Genomic DNA, 13390 nt, shown 5'->3' on the forward strand with positions numbered 1-13390 from the left:
CAAAGCAAAACCGAAGGGCGAAGCGGTTGCCGCTTCGCCCTTTTGCTGTCAGCGGATCAGCGGATAGGCCTCGGCGTCCGGCGCATTGGCCCAGCTCTGCATGGTCTGCCCGCCGTCGATCAGCCAGCCGACGCCCGTCACATGGCGCGCATCGTCGGATGCGAGGAAGGCCACCACCGCCGCGACATCGTCCGGCTGGCCGATACGGCGCAGCGGAATGCGGTTCGCGAAGCGCTCGATGCCCTTGCGATAGGCTTCCCTGTCTGCCGCCGGAACGCCGAGCGTCGTCTCTATGACGCCGGGACAGACCGCGTTGACGCGAATGCCGTAGCGGGCCATGTCGAAGGCCGCGACCTTGGTGAGGCCGAGGATCGCGTGCTTGGTCGAGGCATAGCCGGCGCCGCCGTCCAGCACGTCCCAGCCGGACATGGACGAGGCCATGTTGATGATCGCGCCGCGGATGCGGGCGTCGATCATGGCGCGGAGCGCGAAGCGCTGGACCAGGAAGACCCCGCGGAGATTGATGCGCACGATCTCGTCCCAATCGGCGACGGAGAGCTCGTGCACCGGCGCGACCTTGCCGGCGATGCCGGCATTGTTGAAGACGACGTCGAGCCGTCCCAAGGCCTTCACGGCCTCGGCCACCGCGCGCTCGGCCTCCGCTTCATCCGCGATATCCGCGGTGATGCCCACCGCATTGCGTCCAGCCGCCTTCAGCGCATCGACGAAGCTCGCCGTTCGGAGCGGGTCGCGGTCGACGACGGCGATCGAAGCGCCCTCGTCGGCGAAACGCCGGCATGCGGCCGAACCGATCGCACCGGCGCCGCCGGTGACGAGCACGACTTTTCCGGCGAAGCGTTCTTCAGCCATGGTCAGTACTCCCGCCAGGAGTGTTGCGGAACGAAGCCGAGCGCCTGCCGGGCCGCCTGCGTGTCGATCACGGCCTCATGACCGGCGAAGCTGCGCTTCAGCGCGATGTCGCGGAAGGCGGCGTGGATCAGTTCGGCTGTCGGCGTCTCGCTATAGGTGTCGGCAGCGGAGAGGAAGAGACGGATATGGCCGCGCGTCGATCCCTCCACGGCGGCGAGGAAGGCCGCCGCGGCGTCGCGCGCATCGATATAGCTCCAGAGGTCGCGGCCCGACTCGGCGCTCGCCCGGCGCGGCCCGACCTGCTCGAAGAAGGTTGCCGGGCCCTGGATCCACGGCATGCGCAGGCTGACGGCATCGAGCGCGCCGCGACGCACGGCGGCTTCGACCACCTCCTCGCCGAGCGTCTTCGACAGCGCATAGGCGTCCTGCGGTGCGTTGGGATGCGCCTCGTCGATGGGAAGATATTGAAGCTCCACCGGCTTTTCGAAGAACGGGAAGCCGAGCACGCTGAAGGAGGAGGCATAGACGAGGCGGCGTATGCCGAGCACGACTGCGGCCTCGACGACGCCGAACATGATCGACATGTTGGTCGAGAACACCGCCGTCGCCGTGCGACCCGTCGGCCGCGGAATCGCCGCGGCATGGACGACCACATCGGCACCGCGGAGCGCCAGCACCGCCTCGCCGAAATCGGTGAGGTCGACGGTCAGGTGCTGGGTGAGCTTCGTCGTGGCGGGCACGCTGTCGATGCCGCGCACGCTATGGCCGGCTGCCATCAGCGCGTCGACGATGCTGCGCCCGAGCAATCCGCTCGAGCCGGTCACGGCGACGATCATCGCGTTGTTCCCCCTGGGTTCTGCATCATTTCGCCGGCCCCTCTCAGCCTTTCGCCGGCATCGCCTTGATGATGGCGACCGCCAGATCGAGATCGGCGAGACCGCCCGAGAGCGGCGTGCGCGGCGTCGCACCGTTCAGGATGCAATCGGCGAAATGCAGCCATTCGCGGCGGAAGGCGGTGTCCGGCGTTCCGGGCAGCACCGTCTCGACCGGCGCCTCGCCGACAGCCTCCTTGACGGTCACGAAGGCCGAGGCGTGCTTCCAGTACGGGTTCTGGAAAGTGATGCGCACCTCGTCCGTGTCGCCATGGACGTGCAGGAACTCGTCCCACCATTCGTACTTCGCGACGCCGATGTCGAGATAACACGGAACACCGCCGGGAAATTCGAGCAGGGCGAGGAGCTGATCGCTGCCGACCGGGCGCGCATAGGCGACATGCGCCTCGGTGCCGAAGGCGCCGCGCAGCACAGCGAGATCATGACTGCCGAGCATCAGCAGCAGCAAATAATGATCGCGATAGCCGGCATGATCGGGGCCGAGCGCCGCGTCGATACGCTGCGCGGCCGCAGCGCGGGCCGTGGCCATGACGTCGGGCGGAATGTCGCTCGCGCGATGCTGCGTATAGAGCGCGCCGTAGCGATCGAACCGGCCGGCGAAATCATGGATCTGGATCGAGCGCGGGGTGCCGATCGCGGCGATCTTCTTGAGGCCCGTCTCATAGCCGGGATCGTAGAGCTTCATATAGCCGACCAGCGCGACGAGACCGCTCGCCTCAGCCTGCTCGACCAGGGGGCGTGCCTCTTCGGGCGTGAAGGCGAGCGGCTTCTCGACCAGCACATGTTTGCCGGCTGCCAGCGCGGCCGCGACGATCTCGCCATGGTCGTAGGTGCAGATCGCGACGGCATCGACGGCGGGATCGGCGAGCAGGGCACGATAGTCGGAATAGAGCGCGGAAACGGCATATTGGTCGCCGAGCTTCGCCAGCACGCCGGGCGAGATATCGCAGAGCGCCGCGACGCGGAAGGCCGGCAGCTCCTGGATGAAGGGGAGGTGCATGAGCTGGGCGATCTCGCCGCAGCCGATGACGCCGACGCCGATGACTTTGTCAGACATGTCAAGCCTTTACCGCGCCGGCCGTCAGCCCGGCGATGAACTGCCGCTGCATCAGGAGGAAGATGATGATCACGGGCAGCGTCGTGATCATCAAGGTCGCGAAATAGAGGTTCCACAGCGAATCATACTGCTGGAAGAAGGCGACGAGCCCGAGCGGGATCGTCTGCAGCTCCGGCTTCCTGAGCAGCAGGAACGCCAGGAAGAAATCGTTCCAGATCTCGATGAAGGCGAAGATCACAACCAGCGCGACGCCCGGCTTGACGAGCGGCAGCATGATCCGCGTCAGGATGGCGAGGCGGCTCGCGCCGTCGACCCGCGCCGCATCCTCGAGATCGGCCGGCAGCGTCAGGAAGAACGAGCGCAGGATGAAGACAGAGAGCGGCATCGACGTCGCGGCGTAGATCACGGCGAGGCCGAGGCGGTTGTTGATCATGCCGAGATCGCGGGCGACCAGGAAGAGCGGGATCGCCATGACCTGCGGCGGGACCAGCATGGCGGCGACCGTGACGGCGAGCACGACCGCGCGGCCGCGGAACTTGAGCCGGGCGAGCGCATAGGCGCAGGGCGTCGCGACGGCGACGAGGACTACCAGCGCCGCCGCCGTGATCGAGAGGCTGTTGACGATGCGGGAGCCGATGCCGGCGATGCGCCAGGCGTCCGCATAGTTCTGGAACACCAGTTCCTGCGGCGGTCCCCAGACATTGTTGATGAGATCGGTCTTGGTCTTGAGCGAGCCGAACAGCACCCAGAGCAGCGGATAGACCGTCTGCAGCAGGACGATGCCGAGCGCGAGATAGATGCCAGAGAATTCGAGGAGCCCGCGCCAGCCGAGATCACCGAGCGTATCGGCAACGCCGCGGCGTGCGGGTCGCGGAGTGGCGAAGGACGAGGTTCCGGCGGCCATCAGACGGCGAGCCTCGAGCGGCGCATCAGCGCGAGCAGCAGCACGCAGGCGAGGCCGACGATCAGGAACAGTACATAGCCCATGGCCGAGGCATAGCTCATCTGCCCGTCCTGGAAGGCCTTGGTCATCATATAGGTGAGCGCGACCTCCGTCGCGTGGTTCGGGCCGCCCTTGGTCAGGACATAGACGATGTCGAAATTGCGCACGAAGGCGCCGGAGAGACCGAGGATCGTGTTGATGAAGACGATCGGCATGATCAGCGGCAGCGTGATGTGCCAGAAGCGGCGGACGCGGCTCGCGCCGTCCATGGTCGCCGATTCATAGAGGTCGGTCGGGATGGTCTGCAGGCCGGCGAGATAGATGACGGCGTGGAAGCCGAGCCATTTCCAGACATCGACGGCGATGACCGAATAGAGCGCGATATGCGCGTCGCCGAGCCAGGATTGCTTGAGTGCCCCGAGGCCGACGGCGTCGAGGCCGGCATTCAGGAGGCCGAAGACGGGATTGTAGATCCATGACCAGAGCAGCCCGACCGCCACGAAGGACATGGTGACCGGGATGAAGGCGGCGGCGCGGAAGAAGGCCCGGCCGAGCAGCGCGCGGTTGAGGAGGAGCGCCAGCGCGAGGCCGAGGATGTTCTTCAGCACCAGCACGGAGAGCACGAAGATCAGATTGTTCTCGATCGCGCCGAGGAAGATCGGATCGCGGGCGAGACGCCAGTAATTGGCGAGACCGGCAAAGCGCGGCTCCGAGAAGCCGTCCCAGTTGGTGAGGCTCAGCCAGAAGCCGTGCAGGAACGGCCAGACATAGAACAGCGCGAACAGGATGCCGGCCGGCAGGATCATCCAGAAGGCGACCGCGCCGTCCCCGGTCTCGGGGCGCCGTGGCGCCCCGAGACGTGCAGGCTTGCGGCCGGGAGAGGGGGCCTTCGCCTGCTCTGGGAGGACGTCGGTCGGCATGTCCGCGCGCCGGCTACGGAACCCGCCCGGGCGCGCCGGGCGGAGTGAGGACCAGGCCGAGCGTGTCGCGGATATAGGCGATGCTCTCCAGCGCCGATTGCTCGGCCGTCTTCTGCGACGCGTCGAGCTCGATGATGGCAAGGCCCGCATAGTCATTGTCGAGCAGCACGTCGACGAGGGCGGGCAGGTCGACGACGCCGGCGCCGAGTTCGCAGAAGGCCGCATAGCGGTCATAGCCCTTGAGCGCCGGATCGACTGCGGAATCCTTGAAGTGCATGTAGCGCACCGCCGAGATGTAGGTCTTCAGCGCGTCGACGGGATCGGAATTGGTGTGGACCAGATGCGCCGGGTCGATGCACAGCCCCGCTACGGAGGTGTCGAGCTCGTCCATCATCCGGTCGAGCTGGTCGCGCCGCTCGATGAAGGTATCGAGATGCGGGTGGTAGACGGTGTCGATGCCCAGATCCTTGGTCCGCCGGCCTATATCCTCGAGCGCACGGCAGAAATCGACATAGTCCTGCTTGGTGTGCGGGCCGGCGACGCCTTCCGAGGGGCCGCCGCCGAGCACGAGCACCGGCGCGCCGAAGCCCTTCAGCAGCCGGGCGAGCCCGACGAGCACGTCGCGCTCATATTCCCAGGCGACCGGGTTGGTGAAGATCGCATTCACATAGAGCGAGGAAAGGCGGATGCCGTTCGCCGTCTGCTCCTCGGAAAGCAGCGCATAGCGGCGCAGAATGTCGGTGTCGGTCGTGACGCCCATCGGCGCCTGATTGCCGAGCTGCATATATTTGCGGGCGTACTGGTCCGAAAGGCTCGTGAAGGCGAGGATCTCGAACCAGCCGAAGCCCTGCTCGGCGAGGAACTTGATCGCCGGCCGCAGAGGCTGGCCCGTGAGGTCCCAGCTGTTCAGATGGTAGCCGATCGAGAAGCGCTGACGCTCGGAGCGGGGCTTGGTCATGGTTTCACCAGACTTGGACATGTCGCCGGATCCGGGACCTTGCACGCGCAACGCCTCGGGAAATTGCGGGAAAGGGCGCCGCCGCCCGGGAGGGAAAGGCGGCGGCGCAAAGTACCGGTCAGAAGCTCACTTGGGCGGCCACTGGCCGGATGCCTTGACCTCGTCGAAGGCGGTCTGGACGGAAGCGGCGGCCGCTTCCGGCGTCATCGTGCCGCCGACCACGCCGGCGATCGCAGATGCCGTCGCGGTTGCGACTTCCGAGGGCCAGATCCAGTCGAGGAACTTGATCGTGGCCGGGAAGGCCTCCTTGCGCAGTTCGATCGCATAGGGCGCGTCGACCTGCGGGACGCCCTTGATCGAGGCGGCGATCGGCTGTTCCGGCGCCAGATAGAGCGTCGCGACCTCGGGCCGCGTCAGATATTCGATGAAGCCGATGGCCGCATCGACCTTCTCCGGCGGGATGTTCGAGGACAGGCAGATGCCGTTGTCCGGGCCGCCGCCATGGCCGGGATTGCCCGGCGTGCCGTCCATCTTCGGGAAGGCGAAGACGCCCCACTTGAAGTCCTTGACGGTCTGCTGCAGCGAGGGAATTTCCCAGGTGCCGCCGTAATACATGGCGCTCTTGCCGGCGGCGAAGGCGGCGCGCATGCCGTCCTGGTCGACCGAGAGCGAGTCCTTCGACAGGACGCCGTCATCGACCCACTGCTTGATCAGCTTGAACGCCTCGACATCGGGCGCGTCGGTGAACTTGGTCGTGCCCTCGAGATTGGTCTGCGTCTTGGCGATGGCGTCGCCCGAGGCCTGCGAGAAGGTCTCGAAGAACCACATCGGCCACATGACCGTGTTCGAGCCCTGGTGCAGCAGCGGAATGACGCCGGCTTCCTTCAGCTTCGGAACGGCGGCCTTGAGATCGGCATAGGTCTTCGGCACGGGGATGCCGAGCTTCTCGAACAGATCGACATTGTAGTAGATCGTCGAGGTCGACAGCGTCGAGATCGGCACGCCATAGACTTCGCCATTCGTCGTGTAGGCGGCCAGCGCGGCCGGGTCGATGCGGTCCTTGAAGGGGCCGATCTTGTCGGTGATCGGCGAGACCAGCTTGCGGCGGATATAGACGCCATTGGTGTAGAAGGCCGGGCAGGCGATGAGGTCCATCTCCTGGTCGGCCATGCGCGCGGTCATCATCCGCTGGATGCCGTCGCCCTGGGCGCCCTGCGCATCCCATTCGACGGCCGTGACCTGCGGATAGGCCTTGATGAAGCCGCTCACGACCTCGTCGAGGATCTTCTGCTGCTCGTCCGGCGTCTGGCGCGGCGCGAGGCGATCGAGCGCCGAGGCGCCGAAGACCTTGAGCGTCACGCCATCGGCGTAGCTCGCGGCGGGCGCCGCGAGGAGGCCGAGCCCGACGAGGCCGGCTGCGAGACGGCGCCGCAACAGGCGGCGTGATGATTTGGTAGTTCCCTGCTGGATTGGCATCTGGTTCTCCGTTGTTCCCCAGATCGAGGCAGTGCCTCGAGACCAAATTCATTGATGGTCATACGATCCTGTGCGCCGGTTTCGATTTTTGTCAATCCTGTAAGCACGCACGTAAATTTGGCAGTTTCCGATCGAAATTGGTCAAGCCGTGATCAAGTTCGCGCAGGATCCGGCATGCCTCGATTGGTTGAAACGCCTAGAGTTTCGAGCCTCGCGCTGCGGCTGTGCAGGCGAATGCCGATTCACGCGCCGCTGGCGCGTTCGGCTGGTTCCGGCGACCATTCTGCCCATTCGGTAGGCATTATTGCCCCGTGCACGGTTGTGCCGACCCGATTGACAAATGCCAAAACTCGCGCAGGATCATATGACCACCAACGATATCCGGTGATCGGCGCAGGGAAAGCAAGCCGGGCCGGGAGGTCGGTGATGGGCGCGTCAAACGCGATCGTTTCTCAACTCCAGAGGTCCCGATCATCATGTCCAGCTGGTCTCGCCGTCTCATCGCGCTCGCCGGGGCTTCCGCCCTCGCGCTCGCGGCCAACGCCGCCTCGGCGAAGGAAGTGTCCATCGCCGCGATCTCGGGCTATTTCGCGCAGGGTTTCGGCGTCTCGATCGTCGACGGCCTCAAGAAGGCCGAGAAGGATTTCGGCATCAAGCTGAAGCTGGTCGACACGGGAAACCGTGCGCTCGACTATGAGGAGCAGTTCAACAACATCGCCAAGGACGGATCCTACGATCTCGTCTTCGTCATGGGCTGGGAACTGGTCGACGCGCTGCAGAAGACCGCCGCCGCCTATCCGAACACGCATTTCGTGTTCATCGACGGCGTGCTCGATTCCAAGAACATCATCTATGCGAATTTTGCGCAGAACCAGGGTTCGTTCCTGGCCGGCGCGCTCGCCGCGTCGATGGCCGAGAAGGGCAGCGCCATCGCCGGTCTCGGCGACGGCAAGGCGATCGGCTTCGTCGGCGGCCGCGACATTCCGGTGATCCGCGACTTCCTCGGGGGCTATGAGGCGGGCGCCAAGGCCGCCGCGCCGGATGTGCGCCTCGACGCCGTCTTCGCCGGCACGTTCGACGATCCGGCCAAGGGTTCCGAGCTGACCATGGCGCTCTACGGCCAGGGTTCGGACATCGTCTACAACGTCGCCGGTCCGACGGGCGAGGGCGTGCTGCAGGCCTCCGCCGCGGCCGACAAATATTCGATCGGCGTCGATATCGACCAGTGCGGCGTCGCGCCGGGCCATGTCATGGCGTCGATGCTGAAGAAGGCCGATGTCGCCGTCTACAGCCTCGTCAAGGATGTCGTCGACGGCAAGCCGCCGGAGCCCGGTTCGATCCACACCTATGACCTGAAGTCGGGTGGCGTCGAGCTGCTGCTCTGCCCGCAGGTCGTGGACAAGATCCCGGCCGAGGTGAAGGCGAAGGTCGAGGCGCTCAAGGCTGACGTCGTCTCCGGCAAGATCACCGTCCCCACGGTGAAGTAGGCCGGTGCTGCGTTCTTGAACTCTCCCCTTGAGGGAGGGTCAAAACCGCTTAGCGGCTTTGGGGAGGGGTCCGCCGGATCCAACGGCGAGAACGCTTGGGCCTTGCCCAAGCTAGCCCCCTCCCGAAGCCGCTGTCGCTTCGCTCCGCGCCTTCGACCTCCCCTCAAGGGGGAGGTTCAGAACGTGTCTCTTGCTCGCCGGACCGATCACCATGTCCCTCGCCATCGAGCTGAAATCGATCACGAAGCGGTTCGGCTCCTTCGTCGCCAACGAGGATGTGAGCCTCGCCGTCGAGCGCGGTCGTATTCACGCGATCATCGGGGAGAACGGCGCGGGCAAGACGACGCTGATGAACGTCCTTTTCGGGCTGCTGCAGCCGGACGAGGGCGAGATCTTCATCGACGGCGAGAAGAAGGTGCTGCCCAATCCCGCCGCGGCCATCGCGGCCGGCATCGGCATGGTGCACCAGCACTTCAAGCTCGTGCCCTCGCTCACCGTGGCCGAGAACGTGTTTCTCGGCATGGAGATCCGCAAGGGCGGCCTCATCGACCACAAGGCACAGATCGCGCGCACCGCCGAGCTGTCGCAGAAGTTCGGCCTGCGGGTCGATCCCGGCGAGCGGGTCGGGCTGCTCTCGGTGGGCATCGAGCAGCGCATCGAGATCCTGAAGGTGCTGGCCCGTGGCGCGCGCACCATCATCCTGGATGAGCCGACCGCCGTACTGACGCCGCAGGAGAGCCGCGAACTCTTCCAGACGCTGCGCGGCTTCGTCGCGCAGGGCATGACCGTGCTCTTCATCTCGCATCATCTCGAAGAGGTCATGGAGGTCTCCGACACCGTGACCGTGCTGCGCCATGGCAAGGAGGTCGCGACGCGGCCGACGGCGGAGCTCACCAAGGCCGATCTCGTGCAGATGATGGTCGGCCGCGCCGTCTCCTTCGACCGCCGCCCGCGCGGCCCCGTGACGGGCAAGCCGGTGCTGGAGGTCTCGGACCTTTGGGCGCGCGACGAGCGCGGATTGCAGGCGCTGAAGGGCGTCTCGTTCCAGGTCCGCGCCGGCGAGATCGTCGGCATCGCCGGTGTCGCCGGCAATGGTCAGACGGAGCTCGCCGAGGTGCTGTCCGGCCTTCGCCCGGCCTCGCACGGTACGATCATGCTGGCCGGACAGGCGATCCAGAACCGCTCGGCGCGCGCGATCCGCCATGCCGGCGTGGCACATGTGCCGGGCGATCGTCTGGTGCGCGGCGTCGACCGCGGCGCCTCCGTCGCGCAGAACATCCTGATGGGCCGGCAGGACCAGAGCCCCTGGTCGCGCTTCGGCGTCATCGACCGAACCTATCTGAACGAGCAGACCAAGCGGCTGATCAGTCGTTTCGATATCCGTACGCGTTCGCCGGAAACGCCGGTGAAGAGCCTTTCGGGCGGCAATATCCAGAAGGTCGTGCTGGCGCGCGAATTCTCCGGCGATGCCGGCTTCCTGCTCGTCGACCAGCCGACGCGCGGCGTCGATATCGGCGCGACCGAGGCCATCCATTCCGAAATCATGCGTCAGCGCGAGGCGGGCAAGGCGATCCTGCTCATCTCGGTCCAGCTCGACGAACTCATCGCGCTCGCCGACCGCATCCTCGTTATGTTCGCCGGGCGCATCATGGGCGATCTGCCCGGCGAGGGTGTCAGCGAGGAGGCGATTGGCCTGCTGATGGCCGGCGTCGAAAGCGCCCCGGCGGAGGTCGCATGATGTCCGATCGCGTCGCGGGCTTGATGGGACAACTGATCGCCGTCGCGATCGCGCTGGCCATCGGAGCGGTCATCATCCTGGCGGTCAATGAGAGCCCGCTGCGCGTGCTGGTCACGCTGATCGACGGCGCCTTCGGCAATCCGGAGCGCATCGCCGGCACGCTGCTCCAGATGACGCCGATCCTCATCTGCGGCATCGCCGCCTGCATCTCGCTGCGTGGCGGGCTGTTCAATATCGGTATCGAGGGTCAGCTTTTCATCGGCGGTTTCGCGGCGACCTGGGTCGGCTTCTCCTTCGCGCTGCCGCCCTTGGTGCATGTGCTGTTCGGCCTTGCCTTCGCCGCGCTCGCCGGGATGCTGTGGATCGCGGTGCCCGCCTTCTTCCGCGCCCGCTTCAACACCAATGAGGTGGTTTCGACCATCCTCGCGAACTATGTCGCGATCCTGCTGACCTCCTATCTCACGATCAACGTGTTCAAGCGGCCGGGCGGCCAGCCGGATACGCCGGCGATCCTCGAAAGCGCCTATCTGCCGCAGATCTTCTCGTTCTCGCGGCTGAACTGGGGTCTCTTCATCGGCGTCGCGCTGGCGATCGGCGCCTATCTGTTCTTCACGCGGACGGCGCGCGGCTATGCCGTGACCGAGATGGGCGCGAACCCGAAATTCGCCGAATATGGCGGCATTGACATCAAGCGGCAGACCTTCGTGCTGCTGCTCGTCTCCGGCGCGGTCGGCGGCCTGGCCGGGGGCATCGAGTCGCTCGGCGTCCATCACCGCTTCATGGAGGGCTTCGCGCCGGGCTTCGGCTTTGACGGCGTGATCGCCGCGCTGCTCGCCAATGGCAGCCCAATCGGCACCATCGTCACGGCGCTCTTCTTCGGCGCGCTGCGGAACGGCTCGCTGCTGCTCGAAGTCGACACCACCGCCTCGCGCGAGATCATCACGGTGATCCAGGCGCTCATCATCCTCGCCGTTTCGGCGCAGATCCTGGTTCGGCGCCGCGCGTCGGACTCGACCGCTGGAGAACGTCGTTGGAAGTTCTAGAGCGCCTCTTCAATGCCGCCCTCATCGTGGCGATGCTGCGCACTACGGCGCCGATCCTGCTGGTCGCACTCGGCGGATCGTTCACGACCAAGGCCGGCATCTTCAATATCGGCCTCGAGGGCCAGATGCTGCTCGGCGCCTTCTTCGCCGTGATCGGCACGATCGTATCCGGCTCGCCCTGGATTGGCGTGCTGTGCGGCGTCGCCGCGGCGCTGGTGCTCGCCTACATCTTCGCGCTGCTCGTCGTCACCTTCCGCGCCAATGAAGTGGTCGTCGGCCTCGCGCTCAACATCCTCGCCAGCGGCATGACGATATCGCTCATGAAGGCGATCTTCGGCACGCGCGGCTCCATTTTCGGTCATGGCCTGGTGGGGCTGCCGATCATCCGCCTGCCCTTCGCCAAGGATCTCGGCTGGTTCGGACAGATCATCTCGGGCTATACGCCCCTCGTTTATGTCGCCTTCCTCGCCGTCCCGGTCCTGATCATCTTCTACAAGCGCTCGCGGCTCGGGCTCTATATCCGCGTCGTCGGCGAGAAGCCGGAGGCGGCGGAGGCGCTCGGCATCTCGATTGCGCGCATCCGCTATACCGCCTCGCTCATCTGCGGCGTGCTGGCGGGGCTCGCCGGCGCGCATCTGTCGCTCGGCTACACGACGATGTTCACCGAGAACATGTCATCGGGCCGCGGCTTCATGGCGGTGGCGATCCTGATCTTCTCGAATGGCGATCCGCTCAAGCTGCTCGCCGGATGCCTGCTGTTCGGCTTCTCCGATGCGCTCTCGCTGCGCATGCAGACGACGCTCGGCGTCTCGTCCTACATCATTCTGGCCGTGCCCTATCTGGTGGCTCTGGCCGCGCTCTTCGCGCTTTCCTATCGTTCGCGACCACGACTCATCCAGGAGACGCTTGCCACGATGGGACGCGCCCTATCCGTGAAACCCAACGGCGCCTCGGGAAGCTGAGAACCGGGCCAGAGGACATGATGGAACGTATCATTCTCGATGTGGATTCGGCCGGAGACGACATCTTGGCGGTGCTCTTCGCCGCCGTGTCGCCCTCGGTGAAGCTCGAAGGCGTCACGACCTGCACCGGCGCCGCCGGTCCGATCGAGCAGGTGACCAATGTCGTCCTCAACACGCTGACGCTGGCGGGCCGCGAGGATATCCCGGTCGCCAAGGGCGCGTGGCGCCCGATCGTCGGCAATTCGAAGGAGGACATGCAGGCGCCGGTCCATTTCGAAAAGCGCCTCGTCGCACGCTTCGGCGAGCGGCTGAAGAAGTTCAATCCGCCGGCGCCGACGCCGACCCATCCCGTCCTCGACAAGCATGCAGCCGATTTCATCATCGACACCGTCATGGCGTCGCCCGGCGAGATCACGCTGGTCGCGACCGGGCCGATGACCAATCTCGCCATGGCCTTTCTGCAGGAGCCGCGCCTCGCGGCCAATGTGAAGCGCATGTGCCTGCTCGGCGGCAATTTCGTTACGCCCGGCAACATCACGCCGCTCAGCGAATACAATATCTGGGCCGATGCCGAGGCCGCGCGCGTCGTGCTGAACCAGGGCGTCGAGACGATCCTGGTGCCGCTCGACGTGTGCGAGGACAATCGCGCCGCCGCCTCGATGCTGACGCGCGACGATCTCGCCGATCTGCTCGACGCCGCGCCGGCCCATCCGGTGCGCGACATGATGCAGGATCGCTTCCCGATCTATATCGACATCTGGCGTGAGTTCTTCGATCTCGTCGGCTTCCCGATGGACGACATCATCACCGTCGCGCTCGCCTTCGATCCGACGCTCTGCACCATGACCGAACCGCTATTCTGCGACATCGTCCTCGACGGACGGCTCGCGCGTGGCCAGACGGTTGCCTATCGCGGCCGTCAGCTTCTGCCCGGCGGCGGGCCGAAGACGACCCGCATCTGCACCGATATCGACGGACGGCGCTTCATGAAGCTGTTCAAGGAAACCATTGCCCTTTACGGCACGGCGGCGTGAGGACGGATC

At 65.8% G+C, this 13390-nt stretch carries 12 protein-coding genes; 5 read left to right on the top strand and 7 right to left on the bottom strand.

Annotation, left to right across the window (positions count from 1 at the left end; all coding sequences use genetic code 11):
- Window positions 1-48: 48 nt before the first annotated feature.
- From GGR25_RS16575 to GGR25_RS16605, 7 genes are all read right to left on the bottom strand, one after another.
- Entirely contained in the window at window positions 49-870 is an 822-nt protein-coding gene (locus GGR25_RS16575; protein ID WP_183399940.1) for an SDR family NAD(P)-dependent oxidoreductase, read from the bottom strand.
- A 2-nt stretch (window positions 871-872) separates the two neighbouring features.
- A complete protein-coding gene (locus GGR25_RS16580; protein ID WP_183399941.1) occupies window positions 873-1706 on the bottom strand; it encodes an NAD-dependent epimerase/dehydratase family protein in 834 nt (277 codons plus the stop codon).
- A gap of 43 nt (window positions 1707-1749) precedes the next feature.
- A complete protein-coding gene (locus tag GGR25_RS16585; RefSeq protein ID WP_183399942.1) occupies window positions 1750-2820 on the bottom strand; it encodes a Gfo/Idh/MocA family protein in 1071 nt (356 codons plus the stop codon).
- 1 nt (window position 2821) lies between these two features.
- On the bottom strand, window positions 2822-3724 hold the full coding sequence (locus GGR25_RS16590) for a carbohydrate ABC transporter permease (protein ID WP_183399943.1): 903 nt from the start codon (window positions 3722-3724) through the stop codon (window positions 2822-2824).
- Entirely contained in the window at window positions 3724-4683 is a 960-nt protein-coding gene (locus GGR25_RS16595; protein ID WP_183399944.1) for a carbohydrate ABC transporter permease, read from the bottom strand. The genes GGR25_RS16590 and GGR25_RS16595 overlap by 1 nt, the downstream gene beginning before the upstream one ends.
- 13 nt (window positions 4684-4696) lie before the next feature.
- A complete protein-coding gene (locus GGR25_RS16600; protein WP_246409865.1) occupies window positions 4697-5662 on the bottom strand; it encodes a sugar phosphate isomerase/epimerase family protein in 966 nt (321 codons plus the stop codon).
- Window positions 5663-5767: 105 nt separating this feature from the next.
- Window positions 5768-7117 (bottom strand): ABC transporter substrate-binding protein, encoded by a 1350-nt coding sequence (locus GGR25_RS16605; protein WP_183399945.1) that lies wholly within the window; start codon window positions 7115-7117, stop codon window positions 5768-5770.
- 476 nt (window positions 7118-7593) lie between these two features.
- Here GGR25_RS16605 and GGR25_RS16610 point away from each other — a divergent pair, with 476 nt between their 5' ends.
- The 5 genes from GGR25_RS16610 (at window position 7594) to GGR25_RS16630 (ending at window position 13381) form a co-directional block, all read left to right on the top strand.
- The gene (locus GGR25_RS16610) at window positions 7594-8604 is read left to right on the top strand and encodes a BMP family lipoprotein (protein ID WP_183399946.1); all 1011 of its coding nucleotides are present in this window, start codon (window positions 7594-7596) and stop codon (window positions 8602-8604) included.
- Between the two features lie 211 nt (window positions 8605-8815).
- Window positions 8816-10342 carry an ABC transporter ATP-binding protein gene (locus GGR25_RS16615; protein WP_183399947.1) on the top strand — a complete coding sequence of 509 codons (1527 nt, stop codon included), beginning with the start codon at window positions 8816-8818 and terminating at the stop codon, window positions 10340-10342.
- Window positions 10342-11385, top strand: a complete 1044-nt coding sequence (locus tag GGR25_RS16620; protein WP_380147588.1) for an ABC transporter permease — start codon at window positions 10342-10344, stop codon at window positions 11383-11385. The genes GGR25_RS16615 and GGR25_RS16620 overlap by 1 nt, the downstream gene beginning before the upstream one ends.
- A complete protein-coding gene (locus GGR25_RS16625) occupies window positions 11373-12347 on the top strand; it encodes an ABC transporter permease (RefSeq protein ID WP_183399949.1) in 975 nt (324 codons plus the stop codon). The genes GGR25_RS16620 and GGR25_RS16625 overlap by 13 nt, the downstream gene beginning before the upstream one ends.
- A gap of 20 nt (window positions 12348-12367) precedes the next feature.
- Window positions 12368-13381 (top strand): nucleoside hydrolase, encoded by a 1014-nt coding sequence (locus tag GGR25_RS16630; protein WP_183400337.1) that lies wholly within the window; start codon window positions 12368-12370, stop codon window positions 13379-13381.
- Window positions 13382-13390: the final 9 nt, after the last annotated feature.

It is taken from the genome of Kaistia hirudinis (assembly GCF_014196455.1).
GTDB classification, from domain to species: Bacteria; Pseudomonadota; Alphaproteobacteria; order Rhizobiales; family Kaistiaceae; genus Kaistia; species Kaistia hirudinis.